Source organism: Micromonospora coerulea (genome assembly GCF_016598485.1).
GTDB lineage: Bacteria > Actinomycetota > Actinomycetes > Mycobacteriales > Micromonosporaceae > Micromonospora > Micromonospora coerulea.
Genome location: NZ_JAEMUW010000002.1, coordinates 1 through 21,735 on the forward strand (window position 1 = coordinate 1; position 21,735 = coordinate 21,735).

At 71.4% G+C, this 21,735-nt stretch carries 12 protein-coding genes and 1 riboswitch; of the genes, 3 read left to right on the forward strand and 9 right to left on the reverse strand.

Annotation, left to right across the window (positions count from 1 at the left end):
- A partial coding sequence (locus tag I8N68_RS02380; protein ID WP_200206986.1) for an acetyltransferase occupies nt 1-887 on the reverse strand: 887 nt, incomplete at its 3' end.
- 275 nt (nt 888-1,162) lie between these two features.
- Between I8N68_RS02380 and I8N68_RS02385 the strand changes: the two genes are divergently transcribed.
- Nucleotides 1,163-3,523: a transglycosylase domain-containing protein gene (locus I8N68_RS02385; protein ID WP_307812511.1), complete on the forward strand. Its 2,361-nt coding sequence runs from the start codon at nt 1,163-1,165 to the stop codon at nt 3,521-3,523.
- Between the two features lie 22 nt (nt 3,524-3,545).
- Here I8N68_RS02385 and I8N68_RS02390 read toward each other — a convergent pair whose 3' ends face one another.
- From I8N68_RS02390 to I8N68_RS02410, 5 genes are all read right to left on the reverse strand, one after another.
- Complete coding sequence (locus I8N68_RS02390) at nt 3,546-4,550, reverse strand: hypothetical protein (RefSeq protein WP_200206991.1); 1,005 nt, start codon at nt 4,548-4,550, stop codon at nt 3,546-3,548.
- A gap of 222 nt (nt 4,551-4,772) precedes the next feature.
- A complete protein-coding gene (locus tag I8N68_RS02395) occupies nt 4,773-8,834 on the reverse strand; it encodes a ThuA domain-containing protein (RefSeq protein ID WP_200207000.1) in 4,062 nt (1,353 codons plus the stop codon).
- 136 nt (nt 8,835-8,970) lie between these two features.
- Complete coding sequence (locus I8N68_RS02400; RefSeq protein ID WP_200207011.1) at nt 8,971-10,146, reverse strand: multicopper oxidase domain-containing protein; 1,176 nt, start codon at nt 10,144-10,146, stop codon at nt 8,971-8,973.
- Nucleotides 10,143-11,108: a sugar phosphate isomerase/epimerase family protein gene (locus I8N68_RS02405; protein ID WP_200207014.1), complete on the reverse strand. Its 966-nt coding sequence runs from the start codon at nt 11,106-11,108 to the stop codon at nt 10,143-10,145. The genes I8N68_RS02400 and I8N68_RS02405 overlap by 4 nt, the downstream gene beginning before the upstream one ends.
- Nucleotides 11,109-11,128: 20 nt before the next feature.
- A complete protein-coding gene (locus I8N68_RS02410) occupies nt 11,129-14,281 on the reverse strand; it encodes an OmpL47-type beta-barrel domain-containing protein (protein ID WP_443673254.1) in 3,153 nt (1,050 codons plus the stop codon).
- A gap of 1,063 nt (nt 14,282-15,344) precedes the next feature.
- On the opposite strand from I8N68_RS02410, the gene I8N68_RS02415 reads away from it, so the two are divergent.
- A complete protein-coding gene (locus I8N68_RS02415; RefSeq protein ID WP_200207034.1) occupies nt 15,345-17,390 on the forward strand; it encodes a M4 family metallopeptidase in 2,046 nt (681 codons plus the stop codon).
- A 143-nt stretch (nt 17,391-17,533) separates the two neighbouring features.
- Here I8N68_RS02415 and I8N68_RS02420 read toward each other — a convergent pair whose 3' ends face one another.
- The 3 genes from I8N68_RS02420 to I8N68_RS02430 form a co-directional block, all read right to left on the reverse strand.
- Nucleotides 17,534-17,968: a YbaB/EbfC family nucleoid-associated protein gene (locus I8N68_RS02420; protein ID WP_200207038.1), complete on the reverse strand. Its 435-nt coding sequence runs from the start codon at nt 17,966-17,968 to the stop codon at nt 17,534-17,536.
- 185 nt (nt 17,969-18,153) lie between these two features.
- Complete coding sequence (locus I8N68_RS02425; protein WP_200207045.1) at nt 18,154-18,837, reverse strand: LysM peptidoglycan-binding domain-containing protein; 684 nt, start codon at nt 18,835-18,837, stop codon at nt 18,154-18,156.
- Nucleotides 18,838-19,011: riboswitch (cyclic di-AMP (ydaO/yuaA leader) on the reverse strand. It lies immediately after the preceding gene.
- Nucleotides 19,012-19,188: 177 nt separating this feature from the next.
- On the reverse strand, nt 19,189-21,021 hold the full coding sequence (locus I8N68_RS02430) for a glycoside hydrolase family 3 protein (RefSeq protein ID WP_200207052.1): 1,833 nt from the start codon (nt 21,019-21,021) through the stop codon (nt 19,189-19,191).
- Nucleotides 21,022-21,239: 218 nt separating this feature from the next.
- On the opposite strand from I8N68_RS02430, the gene I8N68_RS02435 reads away from it, so the two are divergent.
- The gene (locus I8N68_RS02435) at nt 21,240-21,716 is read left to right on the forward strand and encodes a winged helix-turn-helix transcriptional regulator (RefSeq protein ID WP_200207058.1); all 477 of its coding nucleotides are present in this window, start codon (nt 21,240-21,242) and stop codon (nt 21,714-21,716) included.
- Nucleotides 21,717-21,735: the final 19 nt, after the last annotated feature.

Here is a 21,735-nt window from a genome sequence, read left to right on the forward strand (position 1 = left end):
TCGCCGGCGGGTTCGAAGACGATCCGGGACCGCAACTGGCGGAACCCGGTCCGTTCCAGTTCCGCCACCACCGCCACCCGGTGGGCGTCCACGTCGGCGACCACCTCCCGGGCGCCGCCGTCGGTCAGCGCCCCGACCGCCTCGGCCAGCAGTTCACCCCGGACTGCGTCGTCGAGCAGCCCGAGGTAGGCGATGAGGGGGTAGCAGGCCTGCCCGGCCGTGCCGACCAGGCCGACCGGCTCCCCGGCGTGCAACGCGACGCGCCAGTCCCCGACCGGGCCGGTCAGCCAGGCCAGCGGGTCGGTGGCCAGGTCCACGCCGCCGACCGCCAGTGCCATCTCCCTGCCGGTGAGCACGTCCGGGTCGGCGACCCGGGCGACCAGGGCATTGATCTCCGCCGCGTCGACGGCCGGCCGGAAGGTGTACCGCCCGGAGGCAGCCGGCAACGGCGCGCCCGTCCAGGAGCATCTCAGCCGCTCGCCGCGCTCGACGAGCCCGGCGAGCCGGGCCGCCGCCATCGGCGCCTTCATCACGGCCAGCACCTCCGGGCGGCGCCGCCAGTGCGCCGGCATGGCGGCGTAGTACCGCCGCGGACCGCCCAGCGCCTCGTGGGCGGCGCGCAACAGCGCCGCACCCACCGCCGGCTCGGCGGCCAGGTCGAACCGTTCCAGCCACGGGTCGCCGACGGCACCCGGCGGGAGGACCCAGGCGGCCCGGCCGACCACGCGGCCGGCACGGAGGGCGACCCAGGTGTTCTCCGGCCGGAAGCCGCCGCCGGCGAGCCCGTCGGCGTAGGCGACCTGGCGCAGTTGGGGTAGGGGGTCAGGCATGGAGTCGAACAGAGTTTCCTCGCCCGCGACGAGCGGGCGGATGACCAGATCGGTCATGGATTGATCCTCCGGAAAGCGAATGCCCCGGGTCAGATCCGCGTGGACGCCGGGACGCGGAGGGGGCGCAGAACATCGGACATTGTTCTGACCTCCTCCCGGCTCGACGGCGTGCCGAAGAACTTACTTGCCGGGCCGGCCCTCCGCAAGGCGATTGATCATCCGACCGGTGCCGCCGGCCGGCGCTGACGTCATTCGGCATGACAACGGCCGCAGCTCCGCTAGCCTGCACCGGAATGAGCTCACGATTCGGCCGACCAGTCGGAGGGTATCGGGTGCGGGTGCTTCCTACCGGTGACAACGACAACGCCGCCGACGGTTCCGGAGCGCGGGTCGCCCCCGCGGGACGGAAGCGTCGGCGCCAGCGCATTGTGATCTTCCTGGCCGTGTTCGCGCTGCTCGCCGGCTCCGGCCTGGTGGCCGGCGGCTACTACTTCGACAGCGTGCCCACCCCGGCCGACCTCAGGCTGCCGGAGTCGACCACGGTCTACTACGCCGACGGCCGTACCAAGATGGCGACGCTGGGCGCGGAAAACCGGACCATCGTGCCGTACGACCAGATGAACGACTCCGCCAAGCAGGCGATCGTGGCGGCCGAGGACCGCAGCTTCTGGACCAACCGGGGCATCGACTTCTCCGGCGTGCTTCGCGCCGCCTGGTCGAACGTGACCGGCGGCCAGCGGCAGGGCGCGTCGACGATCACCCAGCAGTACGCGCGGGTGGCCGCCGACCTCAACGGCGTCACCTACTCCCGGAAGCTCCGTGAGGCGGTCATCGCCTGGAAGCTCGACGACAAGTACTCCAAGGAGGAGATCCTCGGCTTCTACCTGAACACCGTGCCGTTCGGCCGGGGCGCGTACGGCATCGAGGCGGCGGCGCAGACGTACTTCGGCAAGACCGTCCGGCGCGACGCGCCGGCGGCGAACCAGCTGACCCCGGCGGAGGCGATGGTGCTCTGCGCGATGGTGAAGCAGCCGGAGGCCGACCCGAACGACCCCGAGGGCTCGCCCGGTTACGACCCGCGGCGCAACGCGAAGGCGAAGCAGAACTCGATCGACCGGTGGAACTACATCCGGGACGGCATGGTGCAGCTGGGCTACCTGTCGGCCGAGGACGCGGCGAACCTGGCGTATCCCGACGACGTGAAGCCGGTCGACCCGAACGCCGGCCCGTCCGGTCTCGACCGACCGACCGGCCTGGTGGTCAACCACGTGCTGAGCGAGCTGCGGCAGACCGACGAGTTCAAGGGCAAACCGGCCGACTTCATCCGCAACGGCGGCTTCAAGATCGTCACCACCATCGACAAGCGGGTCCAGGACGCGGCCGAGGCGGCCGCCGACATCCGGCGCGACAGTGCGCCGGAGGCGGTCCGCGGACAGCCGAAGAACTGGCAGGCGGCACTGGTGGCGGTGGAACCGGGCACCGGCCGGGTGCTGGGCTACTACGGCGGCAACGACGGCGCCGGCGCCGACTACGCCGGGTGGTACTACGACGAGAACGGGCAGGCCCGCGGCTTCGGCCAGCACCCGCCGGGATCGTCGTTCAAGGTCTACGACCTGGCCGCCGCCGTGCGCGACAAGATCTCGGTCAAGCAGCACTTCGACTCCCCGGAGACCAAGGAGTTCCCGGAGTCCGGCCGGACCAAGGGCAGTCCCGCCGGCCCGATCCGCAACGCCGAGCACGCGCCGTGCCAGCCGGACTGCGCGCTGTGGGAGGCCACCGTCGCCTCGCTCAACGTCACCTACTTCGAGCTGACCGAGAAGCTCGGCACCGCGAAGGTGATCGACATGGCCACCCGGGCCGGCGTCGACTCGATGTGGGCCACCGAGCGGGGCAACCCGCGGCCGCAGCGGGTCGAACTGCGCGGGCAGCCGGCCGAGGAGGTGGCGGGACGCTTCTCCACCGAGGTCGGCATCGGCCAGTACGGCATCGCCGTGCAGGACCACGCCAACGGGATGGCGACGTTCGCCGCCGGCGGCAAGCGGGCGGAGCAGCACTTTGTCCGGTCGGTCACCAAGGGTGACGAGCGCCTCTTCGAGGAGCGGCTGGTGCAGACCGACGTCGGGCTCGACGAGGAGGCGATCAACCAGCTCGACTGGACGCTGAGCCGGGTGAAGGCGGCCAAGCTGGACAACGGGTGGGACTCGGCCGGCAAGACCGGCACCTGGCAGGCCGGCCAGAGCACCACCCAGAACGTGCACACCTGGATGGTCGGCTACACCGGCGCGCTCGCGGCCGCGGTGTGGCTCGGCACCACCGACGGCAAGCCGCTGCGCACGAAGGACGGCAGCTACGAGGTGTACGGGTCTACCGGGCCGGGGCCGATCTGGCGGCAGTTCATGGAGCAGGCCACCGCCGCGCTGAAGCTCGACCCGGACAAGTACCGGTTCGGCACCCCGGAGTTCCCGGACGACGCCCCGGAACCCACCGCGACCCCGGAGCAGCCGGAGCCGACCAGCGCGTCCCCGACGCCTTCGGTCCGGCCGACGCCGAGCGCCCGGCCGACCTGCGACCCGGAGCCGTGCGGCAGCGCGAGCCCGCGCCCGAGCCCGAGCGGCCTGCCGACCCTGCTGCCCTCGCGGTCGCTGAGCCCTTCGCCGAGCCTGTCACCGTCGCGCACCAAGCCGCCACGGTGACGGCGACCGCGGGGCGCAGGCGTCAGCGCAGCCGGTTGGCCCACCGCCAGTTCGACAGGAAGCCGTGCTTGCGATCACCGAAGAAGTAGGACCAGGCGGGGCTGGCGACGTACGGGCCGATCTCGTCGAAGGCCGCCTTCGCCTCCGCCCGCCGGTCGGACAGGGCGTAGGCGAGGGCGAGCCAGTTGCGGCACACCATCGCGTCGGCGTGGGCGGGCGTCCCGGCCGCCCGCCACTTCGCCACGCAGGCGTCGAGTTCCCGCTGCACCTCGGGCCGCTGGAAGTACCGGCGGGAGGCGAGTAGCCCTTTCGGCGTGGGCGTACCCCAGTTGAACTCGCGCATCGCGTACTCGAATTGGGCGAAGACCGGGAGCATCGTCACGCCGGCGCCGGGCGGCGCGGCGGCGGCGGTCGACCGGGCCAGCCCGAACATGGCGTCGTGCGAGCCGAACCACTTCTCGCAGTGGAAGCTCACCGCCGCCAGGTGCGCCGCGAAGTGGAACCGGTCCCGGCGGCGCACCTCGGCGAGCGCCTCGGCGAACTCCTGCTGCCGGCCGCGGCCGCCGGCGAACATGGCCCACAGCACGTCGACCCAGGGCACGGGATCGTCCGGCGCCAGCGCGATCGCCTGCCGCCCCACCACGGCCGCCTGGGCCGACAGTTCGGCGAAGCCGACGAACCGCTCCGGGGTGGTGTCGGCCGCCGGGGCGGAGCCACGGGCGCGACTCGCCCGTTCCGCGAGGGTCGACGCCCAGATCGCCGCCGCCGTCGGGTCGTCCGGGATCGCCGCGCGCCAGGCGTCGAGCCAGGCACCGTCGTCCGCCGCCGCCACACTCAGCGTCCACACCCGCCGGCCCCGCCGTTCCCAGTCGGAGCCGGCGGCCTCGACCACGTCCCACGCGGCCTGCCAGTCGCCGCCGAACGCCTTGTCCCGCGCGGCCCGCAGGTCGAGGTCGTCGAGGGCCGGGTCGAGGTCAACGGCCGGCTCGACGGGCTGCGGACCACGGTTGAAGAGATTTCGGAACACGGCGGGAGCATAACGGCCAGGTCGGACGGGCATGGGCCCCGACGGCACCGCGGTCAGGGGGCCAGCACCAGTTCGCGCGGCGTGCCGTCGAGGGTCGGCGCGTCGGCCGGAAGCCGGCAGGGTCCCGGCCGGAGTGGCCGTCGCACGGGTCGGTCGACTGACCCGCCGACGCGCGAGGTGCCGGGTACGGAGGCAACCGCCTCCGTACCCGGCACCGGTTCGCTACAGCTCCCGGACCCGCACGTCGCGGATCTCGATCAGGTCGTTGGTGCCGTGGTTCTGCAACCCGACGAACCCGCTGAGGAACTGACGCAGGTCGGTGGGCGGGTCGCCCTGGCGGGACGATGCCTTGCCCGGCGTGTTGTCGAACTCGTTGATCACCACACCGTTGCGGATGATCGTGTAGTGCTGCCCGACGACGCGGACCTCGTAGTCGTTCCACTGGCCCTTCGGGGTCACGCCGGCCCGGTCCAGCCCGACCGGGTCGAAGTTGTAGATCGACCCGGTCTTCTGCGGCTCACCGGTGGACCCGTCGTAGATCTGGATCTCGTGGCCGCAGTAGATCGCGACCCAGGCCTGGGACGTCCGGGCCGACCCGACCGTGCCGCAACTGCCGGCCGGCCGCTGGTCCACCGGGGTCCGCGGATCGGGGAACCGGGTGAAGACGCCGCTGTTGGCGCTGACCCCGTCGGCGGAGACGTCCCGGAACTTCATCCGCAGGGAGAAGTCGGCGAACTCGTCCTTGGCGTACCAGAGCATGCCGAGGCCGCCGGAGCTGCGGATCGAGCCGTCGGCTCGCAGCGCGAACGATCCACCGGGGGCCTGCCGCCAGTCGGCCAACGACTGGGCCGTGCCGTCGAAGAGCGACCGGTACCCGGGGATCTTGCCGATCTCGGACTGGGCGGCCGCGGTGTTCAGCCTGGTGGCCTCCCGGTTGTCCACGACGTCGTCGGCGCGGAGCTGGGTGACCACGTCGGCGACGTGGCTGACGAACTGGCCGTGGTTCGGCCAGGCGCGCTCGTCGTCGATCAGGTCGTTGATCGTGCAGTTGCCGCCGGCCTGCCGGTTGGTCACCCCGGTGTCGGTGTCGAGCAGTTGCACCGTCTTGCGGCCGTCCGGCGCGGCGCAGCCAGCGACGACCTCGATCTTCGCGGTGGCCACCTCGCCGTCGGCGTAGGTCACCTTGAGCGTGGCCTGGTACGTGCCGTAGTCGGCGTAGGTGTGCGTGGGGTTGGCCTCGTGCGACGGCGCGCTGCCGTCACCGAAGTTCCACTCCCAGGCGACGCCGCCGGCCCTGGCGCTGGAGAAGGCGATCGTCTTCGGCTCGCTCTGCGCCACGGCCCGGGCCATGGCGTCGCCGGGCCGCGGCGTCGCCGGGCCGCCCTGGTAGGCGATCCGGATCAGTTTCTGGTTCGGGTGCAGGCTGAAGAAGCCACCGGCGTAGTCCAGCATGTACAGCGCGCCGTCCGGGCCGAACTTGGCGTCCATCCAGGACTGGAGCTGGTTGGCGCCGTTGCCGGAGCGGATGATCTGGCGCAGATCCTCGGCGAAGGCCGGCGGGCCGTGGTCCGCGACCTTGTCCGGGTCGACGGTGACGGCGACCCGGTTGTTGGCGTTGGACTGGTCACCGATGAACCACTTGTTGTCCCAGTACGCCGGCCAGGCGACGCCGCTGTCGGTGTCCACCTTTTCCCGCTGGTAGGTCGGTCCGTCCATGATGGCCTGACCGCCGCCCTTGAGGTACGGCTGGGTGAACGTCTCCTCGCCGGGCTGGTACGTCGGCAGGCCGCTGCCGTCGGTCCGCTTCGGGTAGACCGGACCGCCGCCCTGCGGCGAGTACCAGATCATGTTGTCCCGGGCCGGCGGGATGTTGACCAGCCCGGTGTTGCGCGGCGAGGTGTTCTTCAGGTTGGCGCAGTCGTACCAGCCGGTCAGCACGGTCGCGTCGGTGGTGCTGCGGTCCCGGTAGGGCTGCCGGTTGCCCATGCAGTACGGCCAGCCCTGGTTACCCGCCGAGGTGATGATCGTGGCGGTCTCGTACTTCGCCGGGCCGAGGTCCGGACTGGGGCCGCCGGCGTCCGGGCCGACCCAGGCGGCGGTCAGCCAGTGGTTGACCGGGTCCCAGGCGATCCGGGCGATGTTGCGTACGCCCATCACGTAGATCTCCGGGCGGGTCTTGCCGCCGCCCTCCTCCGTGCCGGTGAACAGGTTGCCCGACGGGATCGTGTAGGTGCCGTCCGCCTCCGGGTGGATGCGCAGGATCTTGCCGTTGAGGTCGTTGGTGTTGCCGGAGGTACGCCGGGCGTCCTGGAACGAGGTGCCCTTGTAGTCCTGGGTCCAGTTGTTGCCGGAGTAGCCGTTGGACCCGCCGGAGGAGTTGCTGTCACCGGTGCCGATGTACAGGTTGCCGCTCTCGTCGAAGGTCATCCCGCCACCGGCGTGGCAGCAGCTGTGGATCTGGGTGTCCCAGTGCAGCAGATCCTTGCGGGTGCCCTGGTCGATGGACTGCTTCGCGGCGTCGTAGGTGAACCGGGAGATCGTCCGCTGGCCGATCCGCCGGTCCCGGTCGATGGACTCGTGCGGCATCCAGTAGGCGTAGACCCAGCCGTTCTGCGCGAACTTCGGGTCGAGGGTGATGCCGACCAGGCCCTCCTCGTTCTTCACCAGCTCGCTACCGCTGCCCCGGTTGCCCATCACGGCGAGGGTGGTGAGCAGCTTGACCTGCTTGGTCTTCGGGTCCCACTGGTGGATCGTGCCGCAGCCGAGACCCACCTTGGGGTCGTCCCAGCTGGCGACCGGCCCGGTCGGGCAGGCCGCCTTGCCGATGTAGAAGACCTTCCCGTCGGGGGCGACGGTCAGGCCGTGCGGTTCGCCGATCTGGTCGAGCTGACCCGCCTGGTTGGTGGCGGTGAGCCGGTCGATCCGGTAGTTCGACGCGATGGTGGCCTGGCAGTCACCACGCACCATGCCGGTCGCCCACCTGATCGCGCCGGCCAGGTGGCCCTGGAACTGCTTGTCCCCGGTCCAGCTCTCCTCGGTGCGTCCCATGCCGGTGTAGAACGACCGGCCACCGTCGTAGTCCTGGCACCACGAGATGGGGTGGAACGGCCCGTTGCCGCTCAGCCCCGCGTTGTAGGTACCCTCCTCGACCTGCGCGACGGTGTGGACCCTGCCGGTCGGGCTCGGGTCCCAGTTGATCCACTGGTCCGAGCGGGTCCAGGTCAGCGGCAGCCCCTTGTTGGCCGGGTGCTGCCGGTCGGTGACGTCGACGACCGCCCGTTGCACGGTGCTGTCCGGGGCGGGCCCGGCGTCGGGGCCGATCAGCCACAGCTCGGCCAGCTGGATCAGCGGCTCCCCGCTGTTCGCGGTGATGTTCAGCCGGTAGTGCTGGTACGCCTTGCCGTTGGTGAAGCTGTACTGCTTGGTCTGGAACCGCTGCGGAAAGGTCTCCCCGGTCCGGGCGTCCAGGTCGGTCCAGGTGCTGCCGTCCTCGGAGCCCTGCAGGGTCCAGTTCTTCGGGTCCCGGCCCGGGAAGTCGTTGGCCGAGGTCAGCGCGTACCGGGAGACCACCACCGGCTTGGCCAGCTTCGCCGCCAGCCAACCGGTCGGGTTGAACGTCAGCCACTTGGTGCCCGTCGACCCGTCGATCGCCTTCGCGGCGGTCTCGTTCGGCGGGTTCTCGGCGCTCGCCGTGGCCGAGACCGGCTTCTCGGCGTTCGGCAGGCCGGCGGCCGGACGGCTGCCGATCAGGCCGGTGAACCACGACGACTCCGGCTGGGCCCGCGCGGCGTCGTGGACGCCGACGAAACCACCACCGCCCTTGACGTACGCCTGGAAGGCGGCTTCCTGGGCGTCGTTGAGCGTCACCCCGTTGGCGGACAGGAACACCACGCCCCGGTAGCGGGCCAGGTTGCCGAAGGTGAACACGGCCGGGTCGGCGGAGTCGTCGACGGTGAAGCCGTGCTGCTCGCCCAGCTCCCGGATGGTGGCGGTGGCCTTGGCGACCGGGTCGTCCTGCTTGTCTGTCGGGCCTTGGAAGACCAGCACCTTCACCGCCGCCGCGGCCTCGGCGGCGGCCGCCGGGGTGGGGCTGACGGCCTGGGCGGGCAGGGCCAGCACGCCGAGCGCCAGCGCGGCGCTCGACGCCAGGGCGCCGACGCGGCGCGCCGCGGGGACGCGACGGGTGGTGGTGAGGGTGGGTGGGGTGGGTGTGGTGGAACCCGTCGAGTCGGCGCGGAGGCGTCCGACCCAGCGGGAGAACCGGAAATGGCGACTGTGAGCCATCTCGACTCCTCCTGGGATGAGGGACAGGATCTTCCGGGTCGTGCCGCTGCCGGTGCGGTGAAGCGCTCACCGGAGCAGGATGGGACCAGCAGCCACCCGGTCCGCGGGCGTCGGTGACCGCGGACCGGACCGCTGGTCAGTCGTGCTGGTGCGCGGTGCCCTCGGTGGCCGGTGCGGCGGTGGTGCCGGCGGTGGCCGGCGCGGCCGCCGGGTGCTGGTGGTCCATGCCCGGCGGCATCTGCCCGTTCTCGTCGAGGACGTGCAGCATCGTGGACATGCCGGCGTCGGAATGGAACTGCATGTGGCAGTGCAGCATCCAGTGCCCCGGTCCGACCGAGTCGCCGGCCACCACCTGGAGGCCGAAGGAGTCGCCCGGGCCGAGCGTCTTGTTGTCGATGACCGGTACGGAGTCGGCGAACGGCTGCCCGTTGGCCACCATGCCGGTCCGGGTGTCCGCCCAGGAGTGCCCGTGCAGGTGGAAGGTGTGCATGTCGTTGCCGATCCCGATGACGACGAACTCCACCCGCTCCCCCTTGCGGGCGACCAGGCAGGTGGGACCGGGCTGCGGGTTGGCCGCGTCGCAGGTGTCGGTGGCGTCGCCGCGGCGCAGGTTGATGCTCTGCCGGTCGCCGAAGGCGGTCACGTAGGTCCGGTCCGGCTTCGGGTCGCCCGGCCGTCGGACGACCAGGCCGCCGAAGAGCCCGGCGGAGAGTCCCTGGGTGCCGTGCGGGCCACCCACCACGTGGTCGTGGTACCACCAGTAACCGGCCGTGCCCTGGGCGCCGGTCCGCTGGTTGCGGGGCGCGGCGTACCAGGTGTACGTGCGCGACTCACCGGGCGGGACGTACGACACGCTCTGCACCGTGCCGTCGGACTGCTGCGTGTACTTGACCCCGTGCACGTGCAGCGAGACGCCCAGCGGATGGGCCGGGTTGGTGCGCAGCGCCGTCAGCGTCTCGGCGGAGACCTGGTTGTGCAGGGTGATCGCCAGGCACTCCCCCTCCATCATCTCCATCGTCGGCCCGGGGTAGGAGGCCGTCTCCGGGGTGAGGCCGTAGCCGAGCCGGATCTGGGTGCCGTCCCTGGGCAGTTCCACCGCGTACAGCTGGAGGCTGCGATCCGGCTTGACGCAGCCGTCCGGACGCTCGGCGAACATCCCGGTGCCGGCGGCCGCCAGCCCGCCGGCGCCGACCAGGGTGAGCAGCACGACCGCCGCGACCACCAGCATCCGCCGCGCCCCGGGGCGCGGACGGTCGGGCCGGGGCGCGGGCTCCGAAGTCGGCTCGGCCTCCGCCAGTCGCCAGGCGCTCACCGGTCGCCCCGCAGCTCGACCATGCGCCCGTAACTGCGCTCGGCGGCGCCCAGCGAACCGGGCGGATTCGGCTGGGCGTTCGGCGCGGAGTCCTGCTCCCACAGGAACTCGAACCGCCCACGGCCGGTCAGCTCGCCGAAGAAGTCGGCGAACGGGATGACCCCGGCGCCGAACTCCACGTCCAGGTACGAGTTGCCCTGCTGCGGGTCGGGCAGCGGGACGCCGTCCTTGACGTGGAACAGCGGGAAGCGGTCGGGATGGGCGTTTACGTAGTCGACCGGGCGGAAGCCGGGGTACTTGCGGGCCCCGCCGTACGCCCAGAGGATGTCCATCTCCAGGTACACGTACCGCGGGTCGGTCAGCTCCAGGAACAGGTCGTACAGCCGTACGTCGGGGCGGTCGACCGCGAAGCTGAACTCGATCGTGTGGTTGTGCTGGTAGAGCTTGATCCCCCGGGCCGCGGCGGCGGCACCCCACGCGTTGAACTCCGCGGCGGCCGCGTGGTACCCGGCGATCGTGCGGTCGCCGGTGGGCGCCTGGGCGGTGCCCAGAGCCGGCATGCCGAGGGTCTCGGCGACGTCGAGCTCCCACTCGAGGTTGGTCCGGAAGTCGTTCAGGCCGCGGTGGCTGCCCGCCGCCTTCAGCCCGTTGTCGTCCAGCAGCCGCCGGATCTGCTCCGGCGTGATCGCGCCGACGGCACCCTGGGTGTAACCGGCGAACTCCACCTCCCGGTAGCCGATGCGGGAGAGTTCCTCGAAGACCGCCGCGAAGCCGACCTGCGCGATCTTGTCCCGGACGCTGTAGAGCTGGATGCCCAGGTGGCCGCGCGGGATCAGATGACCGTTCGAGTCGCTCGACGCGCAGGCCGGCGCGGCCCCGGTGAGGCTGGCCGCGCTGACCGCGACCGTGGACCCGGCGAGCCCGCGTAACAGCGTACGGCGATCGATCCTGTTCTTTGCCATGGTTGGTTCCCTTCGCTCGATCAGCAGCAGGTGGTCGAGTTGGCGGCGGTGGAGGCCGACCCGTTGGGGCAGCACGGGTTCAGCGGCGCGATCCGCACGTCGCGGAAGCTGATGACGTCGGCGGTGCCGTGGTTCTGCAGGCCGAGGTATCCGCGCGCGCTCTGCCGTCCGGCCCCGCCGGGGTCGTCGGCCCGGGGCGGGCTGAAGACCGCGTCCGGGGTGTTCACGTACTCGTTGATCAGCTCCCCGTTCCGGAAGACGGAGTAGTGCTGGCCGACCACCCGGATCTCGTAGTCGTTCCAGGTGCCCTTCGCGGTGACGTGGGCGCCGGCCAGGTCCACCCGGTCGAAGCCGTACACCGAGCCGCTCTTGTACTGGTCGCCGTCGGGTCGGTCGAGGATCTGGAGTTCGTGGCCGTACTTGATGGCCACCCACTCCGGACGCGACTCGGCGGGGTGCTGGCGCACGTCCGGGAAGCGGACGAAGACGCCGCTGTTGGCCCGGCCGTCCCCGGGTGCGTCGTCGCGCCACCGCAGCTTCAGCGAGAAGTCGCCGTACGCGGTGACCGGGAACCACAGCATGCCGAGGCCCGGTACGGGCTTGCTGGTGATCGAACCGTCCGCGTTCCGGGTGAATCCGCCCGCACCGACCTGCTGCCAGCGGCCGAACGAGGCGGCGGTGGAGTCGAGGATCGGCTGGTAGCCGTTCTTCTCGTCCGGCTTGCCGACGCCGGAGCGGCCGGCGGCGCTCACCAGTCGCCCGTGCTCCTGGTGGGTGATGACGCCCAGGTGGTGCAGGTGCTCGGCGACCGCGGTCAGGTAGGAGACGAACTCGCCGTGGTCGGGCCAGGCCCGCTCGTCGGCGATGACGTTGTTGATCGTGCAGTCGCCCTCGACGACCCGGTTGGGCACGCCGCTGTCCACGGTGCCGAGCCACACGGTCGGGCGGGTGTCCTTCACCGGGCAGTCCGGCCCCGGTCCGCTCGCCACCACGGTGAACGTGACCGACGCCGTGCCCGAGGTGTTGCCGGCCTTGTCGGTGGCCCGGTAGCTGAGGGTGTGCTGGCCGGGCTGGTTCACGGTGACCGGCATCGTGTACCGGCTGTAGGGCTGCCCGTCGAGGGAGTACTCGACCCGGTCGACGCCCGACCCCGCGTCGGCGGCCGACAGCGTGACCGTGGCGCTGCCCAGGTAGGCGCCGTTGTCGTCCAGCTGGCCGGTCACGGCGGCGGTCGCCGTGGGCGGGGTGGTGTCCGCCGGTGGCGTCTGCACCACCGTGAACGACACCGACTGCGCCGAGGACGTGTTACCCGCCTTGTCCGTCGCCCGGTACGACACCGCATGCTGGCCCGGCTGGTTCACCGTCACCGGCGCGGAATAGGCGGCGTAGGGCTGCCCGTCGAGGGAGTACTCGATCCGGTCGACACCGGAGCCGCTGTCGGTCGCCGAGAGGGTGACCGTCGCGCTGCCGACGTAGGCGCCCGTGGCGTCCTTGTCTCCGGTCACCGCTGCCGTCACCGTGGGCGGAGTGGTGTCGGCCGGCGGCGTCTGCACCACCGCGAACGACACCGACTGCGCCGACGAGGTGTTACCCGCCTTGTCGGTCGCCCGGTACGACACCGCATGCTGGCCCGGCTGGTTCACCGTCACCGGCGCCGCATAGGCGGCGTAGGCGCCTCCGTCGAGGGAGTACTCGATCCGGTCGACCCCCGACCCGGTGTCCGCCGCCGACAGGGTGACCGTCGCGCTGCCGACATAGGCGCCGGTGGCGTCCTTCTGGCCGGTGACCGCCGCGGTCACCGTCGGCGGAGTGGTGTCCGCCGGCGGCGTCTGCACCACCGCGAACGACACCGACTGCGCCGACGACGTGTTACCCGCCTTGTCCGTCGCCCGGTACGACACCGTGTGCTGCCCCGGCTGGTTCACCACCACCGGCGCGGAATAGGCGGCGTAGGGCTGCCCGTCGAGGGAGTACTCGATCCGGTCGACGCCCGACCCGGCGTCCGTCGCGGTCAGGGTGACCGTGGCGGTGTCCAGGTACGCGCCGGTGGCGTCCTTCTGGCCGAGCACCGCCGCGGTCACCGTCGGCGGGGTGGTGTCGGCCGGCGGCGTCTGCACCACCGCGAACGACACCGACTGCGCCGACGAGGTGTTGCCCGCCTTGTCGGTGGCCCGATAGGTGACCGTGTGCTGACCGGTCTGATTCACCGTCACCGGCGCGGAGTAGCCGGCGTAGGCGCCCCCGTCCAGGGAGTACTCGATCCGGTCCACGCCCGAGCCGCTGTCCGTCGCCGACAGGGTCACCGTCGCACTGCCGACATAGGCGCCCGTGGCGTCCTTCTGGCCGGTCACCGCCGCCATCACCGTCGGCGGGGTGGTGTCCGCCGGCGGCGTCTGCACCACCGCGAACGACACCGACTGCGCCGACGAGGTGTTACCCGCCTTGTCGGTGGCCCGATAGGTGACCGTGTGCTGACCGGTCTGGTTCACCGTCACCGGCGCCGAATAGGTACCGTACGTGCCCCCGTCCAGGGAGTACTCGATCCGGGACACCCCCGAGCCGGTGTCGGTCGCCGACAGGGTCACCGTCGCGCTGCCCACGTACGCGCCGGTCGCGTCCTTCTCCCCGGACACCGCGGCCGTCACGGTCGGTGCCGTGGTGTCCGATCCTCCGTCGGAGACGACCAGGAGTCCGGTCATGCCGCCGTGGCCCGGAATCGAGCAGAAGTACCGGTAGGTGCCGGGCGTGAGGACCACGTCGACCGTCCACCGGCCCCCGTTGCTGTCCGATGGATCGGCCAGGATGTTCACGTCGACGTCGCTGTTGTACGCGGGGTTCCCGGTCTCGAAGGTGAGGGTGTGCTGCATGCCGGTGGTGTTGCCGGTGGCCGCGCTGTTCTCGAACACGAGGGTGGCCGGTCCCGCCGTGGCGGTCGTCGGCGCCGACCGGTACGCCAGGAAGTTGTCGCCGGCGGTCCAGGTGAGGACCTGGGCCTGCAGTTGCGGCGACGGCGCGGTCACTCCGGCCGCCGCCGACCGTTCCGGTTCGGACGGGCGCGCGTTCGCCGGGGCCGCGTTCAGCCCGGCGGCGAGCAGCACCAGCGTGACGACGGCTGCCAACGATCTCCGCAGCCGGCTCCGGGAGAGCCGGCCTCGCGCTGGGTCTGGATTCATGGATGCCTCTTTCACGGTCCGGGTAACACCGGGCGGAGCGTGCGCGGCCCGTGTCATGGGTGGTGAGAGCTGCCGGTGGTGCTTCTCGGTCCCGCCGACCCCTCCCAGGCCGCACGGGATCCCCGGCCGTGGCCAGCGGTCACGGTCGTCCTATATGGAGGGACGGTGCACGGTCAGCGGCGAGCCGGATCGCACGCGGGATCGGACGCGGTAGCGCGTCGGAGCTGAGAAATCGGCGGGTACGGACGGACATCGGTCGACCCGTTGCGCATGCCCGCGCTGGGTCGCCGTGCTACGGCGCTGACCCGGGGTGGCCATCGCTGGCCGGTCGTGGCCCCCGGTCGTGTTGCGCCGGCCCGAGGCCACTGTCGAGACCTACCGTGCCGGTAGTTCATCTCGATGAAACATATTGATGCGCCTGACCCTACTAACTTCCTTTCAGGGTGTCCATAGCTTTCGTTGGTGCCACAACGACTTTTCGATGCCACAGACGAAAGTGGACTGACGAGTAGCTTGGCCCCCCATCGATACCGCTGGGTCGGGCCTTCGCGTCCTGGCCCGGACGGCGTGCCGTCGGCGGCGGGTCACGCCGGCGCGGCGAGGACATCACCCGAACAGCGGCGGCCCTGGGCGCCTGGGCGGAGGACCATCGTCCGTTCAGGGTCGCGCGACCGCCGGAAGGGTCGGGCGGCAGGGCAACTCGGCCGAGGGGCGAAGATGCACCATCTGCATCCAGCGGCAATCCGCGCAACTTGGGCGCAGGTCCGTCCGCTACCGAGTACATAAGGGCTGATCAGGGGCTATTGAAGATCATGGCTTCCTGAATCGACGGTGTCGCCGGCACATCGGCAAGAAGACGGTTGCCCCGGTCACCCATTGATCTGTACCGCTGCCCGTGTGATCGTGCTGCCACGAGTCACCGACCCCGGTGGCTCGGATGGTCGGTCAGTCGATCCGGGCACGCCGGCAGCTCCGGAGACCACCATCGTCCGCCCCGCAGCTTGCGCGCGGCGCGCGCCCCTACCGGGCTCCGTGCGCCGCCTAGGAACAGGAGCACACCCCCTTGAAGCTCTCACCCCGTCTCGTCGCGCTCTCCGGCGCGGCCGCGGCCGGACTGGTCGCCGCCGGCACCGCCGTGGCCGTCCAGGCCGCGCCGCCCAGCCCCACCCCCGACACGGCCCAGGCCCGCACCCTCGCCGCCAGCTCGGCCAGCGCGCTCGTCGCCAGCCGCCCCGGGTACCTGCACGCCAGCTCGGACGAGGCCTTCGTCCAGCAGCCCGTCATCACCTCCGAGGGCACCCAGTACGTGCCCTACGAGCGCACCTACCGGGGCCTGCCGGTGACCGGTGGCGACTTCGTCCTGGCCACCGACTCCGCCGGCAACCTCAAGTACGCCTCCGTCGCACAGCAGCGGAGCATCGGCAGCCTCGCCACGACGCCGAAGCTCAAGGCCACCGCGGCGGAGAAGACCGCGCGCGCCCAGCTCAAGTCGGTGAGCACCGTCGAGGGCACCGCGCTTGTCGTCTACACCCTCGGCAGCACTCCGGCCCTGGCCTGGGAGACCACCCTGCGCGGCACGGACGCGGAGGGCCCGAGCCGGCTCACCGTGGACGTGGACGCGGTGACCGGCAAGGTGCTGCGCACGCAGGAGCACATCGTCCACGGCAGCGGCAGCGGCGCGTGGAACGGGCCGGTCACCCTGAACACCACGCTGTCGGGCAGCACGTACTCCATGAGGGACCCGAGCGTCACCAACCAGAGCTGCCAGGACGCCGCGAACAACACGACGTTCTCCGGCCCGGACGACGCCTGGGGCAACGGCACCGCCACCAACAAGGAGACCGGCTGCGTCGACGCGCTCTTCGCCGCGCAGACCGAGCACAAGATGCTGTCGCAGTGGCTGGGCCGCAACGGCGCCAACGGCAGCGGCGGCGCCTGGCCGATCCGGGTCGGCCTGAACGACCAGAACGCCTACTACGACGGTACCCAGGTGCAGATCGGCAAGAACACCGCGGGCCAGTGGATCAGCTCGCTCGACGTGGTCGCCCACGAGATCGGCCACGGCATCGACGACAACACCCCGGGCGGCATCTCCGGTAACGGGACGCAGGAATTCGTCGCGGACACCTTCGGCGCGGCGACCGAGTGGTTCGCCAACGAGCCCTCCACCTACGACGCCCCCGACTTCCTGGTCGGCGAGAAGATCAACCTGGTGGGCAGCGGCCCGATCCGCAACATGTACAACCCGGCGACGCTGGGCGACCCCAACTGCTACTCCAGCAGCATCCCCAGCACCGAGGTGCACGCCGCGGCCGGCCCCGGCAACCACTGGTTCTACCTGCTGGCCATGGGCAGCAACCCGACCAACGGCCAGCCGACCAGCTCGACCTGCAACGGCAGCACCGTGACCGGCCTCGGCATCCAGAAGGCCATGAAGATCATGTACAACGCGATGCTGCTGAAGACCTCGTCCTCGTCGTACCTGAAGTACCGCGTCTGGACCCTGCAGGCGGCGAAGAACCTCTACCCCACCGGCTGCACCGAGTTCAACACGGTGAAGGCCGCCTGGAACGCCGTGAGCGTGCCGGCCCAGACCGGCGAGCCGACGTGCAGCAGCACCACGCCCACCCCGACCACCACGACCACCCCGCCGTCGGGGACGTGCTCCGGTCAGAAGCTGGTCAACCCCGGCTTCGAGTCCGGCAACGTCAGCTGGACCGCCTCGTCGGGCGTGATCACCAACTCGTCCAGCCAGGCCGCGCACGGCGGTTCGTACAAGGCGTGGCTCGACGGGTACGGCTCGACCCACACCGACACGCTGTCGCAGTCGGTGAGCATCCCGGCCGGATGCCGGGCGACGCTCTCCTTCTACCTGCACATCGACACGGCCGAGTCGGGCAGCACCGTCTACGACAGGCTGACCGTCAAGGCCGGCGGTTCCACCCTGGCGACGTACTCCAACGTGAACGCCGCCGCCGGCTACGTCCTGAAGTCCTTCGACGTCTCGTCGCTGGCCGGCACCACCGCGACCATCTCGTTCAGCGGTGTGGAGGACAGCTCGCTGCAGACCTCCTTCGTCGTCGACGACACCGCGCTCACCCTGAGCTGATCACCACCGGAGCGGTCGGTCGTCGTTTTCCCGGCGGCCGACCGCTTCCCGGTGTCAGCCGTAGGTGGGCTGCTGCGGCCAGCCTGTCCGACCGGAGCACCGACACGTCCCGGAGCCGTCGCCGGGCGGCCGCCGGCCCGCGGTCAGCCCGTCCGGCCGACCAGCCGGGCGGCGGCGTTCTCCATCGCCTCGCCGAACATCTCCAGCTGCCGCCTCGACTGCTCCGGCTGGCCGCCCAGCCGGGCGGCCAGGGCGTCCACGTCGGCCCGCGCCGAGGCGCTGACCTGAGCCTCCAGGTCGGCGAGGGCGGCGTTGGCGGCCACCACGATGTGTGCGCAGAGCGCCTCGATCCCCTGCGCGGACAGCCCCGGGTCGACGGTGACGGACGCCAGCCGCCCGCCCTGGACGGCCACGACCCGCACCAGCCCGCCGGCGGCCGTGCCCTCGGCGCGGAGCAACTGTTCCGCATCGCCGTCGGAGTGCTCGGCCGGCCGGGAGCGCATGGCCGACAACGCCTGCTGCGTCCGGGTCAGAAGCTCGTCGAGGCTCGCGGCTGCGGAGAACGGTTCGTTGGTCATAGCCGCGCTTTCTTCATGTCCTTCACGAGCACCGTGACGATAGCAATCACCGAGCGGGTCCGCCCGCCGCACCGGCCCGACCGCCACCAGCGGGGCGTGGGGACGGCGAACGCCCGGCCGGAGAGCCGGCCGGGCGTTCGCGGTGGCGCCGGGTCCGACCCGGTGGGCTCGGCTCCGGCGGTACGTCAGCGCAGGCGCAGCCGCTGACCGGGGAAGATGAGCCCCGGGTCGGCGCCGACCACGCGCTTGTTGCGCTCGTACAGCGCGTGCCAGCCGCCGGCCAGATCCCGCACGTCAGCGATCATCGACAGCGTGTCGCCCGGCTTGACCACGTAGCTGCCCGAGCCGCCCGTGGCCGGCGCGGTACGCCGCGAGCTCCGGGTGGCCGGCTGGTCGCCGCGCGAGGACCGCTTTGAGGAGCCGGCCTTCGACGTCGACCCGGAGTCCGAGCGGGACTTCTTCGTGGTCCCCGAGTCCGAGCGGGACGAGTAGTGCTTGGTCGAGCCGCCCTTCTTTCCGCAGACCGGCCAGGCGCCGATGCCCTGGCCGTCGAGGACCTTCTCGGCGATGGCGATCTGCTCGCTGCGGCTGGCGAGGTCGGCCCGGCTGGCGTACTTCTGGCCGCCGTAGCCGTTCCAGGTGCTCTTGGAGAACTGCAGGCCGCCGTAGTAGCCGTTGCCGGTGTTGATGTGCCAGTTGCCGCCGGACTCGCACTGGGCGATGGCGTCCCAGTTCACGCTGGCGGCGCTGGCCGGCGCAGCCGGGCCGAGGATCGCGGCGGCGCCGGTGGCGGCGCCGACGACGAGCGCCCCGACGGCGATCCGACGCGAGCTGGTCCGGCGGTGGCGTGCGGTGTGTTCAGTTGCCATGTGTGGTTTCCTCCACGCCGACGAGGTGAGCTGTCGGGTTCGGGCCGAGGAGCCCGGCCGCCGGTCGGCGGCTTCACCCCGAGGTGTCGAGCACCGAGGAACGTGTGGGTCCCCCGCTCCCGCCTGAGGTCGAGGTACCACCGGGCCGGCGGCGGGATTAGGCGTTGCCGGCCCGTGGTGTCCGCGATCGCGAACGGATACGACGTTAGGAACGGTTTGGCACGATCGCCCACTTCTTGTGAAGTTCTTCACCCGGCCGGGCGAAGGCGCGGGATTCCGAGTTGCGACACTCCCGAACGTGCAATAGGGAGGCCGCCGGGTTGTCGCCCGGCGGCCTCCGCGTACTCCCGTTCAGTACGTCAGGCCGTAGCCCTGGGCGAAGAGCGGTACCTGCCCGTCGCCGGCGTTGATCGGCTGCTGGCTGACCGCGTTCATCCAGGTCATCGGCAGTTTTCCGGTCGGCCCGGCACCGAAGAGGACATCCGCCACCCCGGCCCCCTCGGTGCCGGGCAGCCAGGACGCCAGCAGCGCGTTCCAGGCGGGCAGTTCGGTGGCGATGTCCAGTGGCCGGCCGGAAACCAGCACCACGATCACCGGCACGCCGGCGTTGCGCAGGGTCGAGATGGTGCGCAGGTCCTCCCGGTCCAGGCTCATGCTGCCGGTCCGGTCACCCTGGCCCTCCGCGTACGGCGTCTCCCCCACCACCGCTATCGCGGCCCGGTAGGTGCGGTCGATGCCGGTGCCGCGCTGGTTGTAGGTGATCGTCGTGGTCGGACCGACCGCGGTCCGGATGCCCTGCAGGATCGTGGTGCCCGGGGTGATGTTGCCGGACGAACCCTGCCAGGAGATGGTCCAGCCACCGCTCTGGTTGCCAATGTTGTCGGCGTTCTTCCCGGCCACGAAGATTTTGTTGTTGTCCCGGGCCAGCGGCAGCACGCCGCCGGCGTTCTTCAGCAGCACCTGGGACTCGCGGACGGCCTGCCGGGCGAGTGCCCGGTGCGCGGCGTTGCCGACGGTCGGGGTGAGGCTCCGGTCGGTGTACGGGCGCTCGAAGAGGCCGAGCTCGAACTTCTTGGTGAGGATGCGCCGGTTCGCGTCGTCGATCCGGCTCAGCGGGACATGTCCGTTCTGGACCTCGGCCCGGAGGGTGCTGATGAAGGTCTTCCAGGCGCTGGGCACCATCACCATGTCGATGCCGGCGTTGACCGCCGCGGTGACCTCGGCGGCGGTGAAGCCCCCGGCGCCGTCGATCTGGTCGATGCCGTTCCAGTCGGAGACGACGAAGCCGGTGAACCCGAGCTCCCCCTTGAGGACGGTGGTGATCAGGTACTGGTTGCCGTGCAACTTGACGCCGTTCCAGCTGCTGTAGGAGATCATCACCGAGCCGACGCCGCGCTGCACCGCCGCCTGGAACGGAGGCAGGTGGACAGCGCGCAGCTCCGCCTCGGTCAGCTGGGTGTCGCCCTGGTCGTCGCCGCCGGTGGTGCCGCCGTCGCCGAGGTAGTGCTTGGCGGTGGCGAGCACCGAGGTGGGCCCGCCGAGGGTGGCGCCCTGCAGGCCGGTGACCAGCGTGGACATGTCCGAGGGCAGATCGGGTGTCTCACCGAACGACTCGTAGGTGCGACCCCAGCGGTCGTTGCGGGCCACGCAGAGGCAGGGCGCGAAGTCCCAGTCGACGCCGGTGCCGGAGACCTCCTCGGCCACCGCCTGCCCGATCTGCTGCACCAGGGCCGGGTCGCGGGTCGCCCCGAGCCCGATGTTGTGCGGGAAGATCGTCGCCCCGGAGACGTTGTTGTGCCCGTGCACGGCGTCCACGCCGTAGATCATGGGGATGGCGAGCGGGGTGGCGAGGGCGGCCCGCTGGAAGCCGTCGTACATGTCGGCCCAGGCGGTGGGGGTGTTGGGGGTGGGAGCCGAGCCGCCGCCGGAGAGGATCGAGCCGAGCCGGTAGGTGGTGAGGTCGGCCTGGGTCACCGAGCCGCGCTCGGCCTGGGTCATCTGGCCGATCTTCTCGTCCAGGGTCATCCGGGCGAGCAGGTCGGCGACGCGGGTGGCGACGGGCAGCGTGGGGTCCTGGTAGGGGAAGCTGGCGGCGGTGGCCGGGCCGGGCACGGCCAGCGCGGTCACCGCGACGAGGAGCAGGGCGAGGCTGAGCGGACGGCGGACACGGTGGTGGCGGGTCACGGGTCACTCCTCTCGGAGGAACGGATGCCGGTGCACCGCACCATATGCGAACCGAACATCGATGGGCACCGCTGAACGCCCTGACCTGTGAAGAATCCTGCCGATTCCTCGGGACCGCTGATCGCCGGAAAACGCCCCGCCCCGCCCGCGGTGTTCCCGGGGTCGGCGTGACCTAGCTGACTTTTGGTTTCCTAAGTCAGCCGGGTAGCGTCACCGGCATGACCGACCTCCTCGCGCAGCGCGACTCCTGGCAGAACAGCAACTGCTCGATCGCCCGGGCGGTCGAGGTGGTGGGCAACCGCTCCACCCTGCTGCTGCTGCGCGAGGCCTCGTTCGGCACCCGCCGCTTCGACGACTTCGCCCGGCGGGTCGGCATCAGCGAGCCGGTCGCCGCGGCACGGCTGAAGCAGCTCGTCGCCGACGGCCTGCTCGAACGCCGCCCCTACCGGGAGCCGGGGCAGCGCACCCGGGACGAATACCAGCTCACCCGCAAGGGGCAGGAGTTGCTGCCCGCACTCACCGCGCTGCGGCAGTGGGGGGACGCCTGGGCCGCCGACGACGCCGGCCCGTCGGTCCGCGTCGAGCACCAAGACTGCGGCGCCGCCGTGCACGCCCGACTGCGGTGCGACGCGGGGCACGACGTGCCACCCGCCGAGATCGACGTCCGCCCGGGCCCCGGACTGCTGCCCGCCTGACCGGTCAACCGGTCGACCC

Coding starts and splice junctions, on each gene's coding strand:
- I8N68_RS02405 (WP_200207014.1), bottom strand. CDS start 11,108: ATGGCAAAGAACAGGATCGATCGCCGTACGCTGTTACGCGGGCTCGCC.
- I8N68_RS02410 (WP_443673254.1), bottom strand. CDS start 14,281: ATGAATCCAGACCCAGCGCGAGGCCGGCTCTCCCGGAGCCGGCTGCGG.
- I8N68_RS02395 (WP_200207000.1), bottom strand. CDS start 8,834: ATGGCTCACAGTCGCCATTTCCGGTTCTCCCGCTGGGTCGGACGCCTC.
- I8N68_RS02420 (WP_200207038.1), bottom strand. CDS start 17,968: ATGACCAACGAACCGTTCTCCGCAGCCGCGAGCCTCGACGAGCTTCTG.
- I8N68_RS02435 (WP_200207058.1), top strand. CDS start 21,240: ATGACCGACCTCCTCGCGCAGCGCGACTCCTGGCAGAACAGCAACTGC.
- I8N68_RS02425 (WP_200207045.1), bottom strand. CDS start 18,837: ATGGCAACTGAACACACCGCACGCCACCGCCGGACCAGCTCGCGTCGG.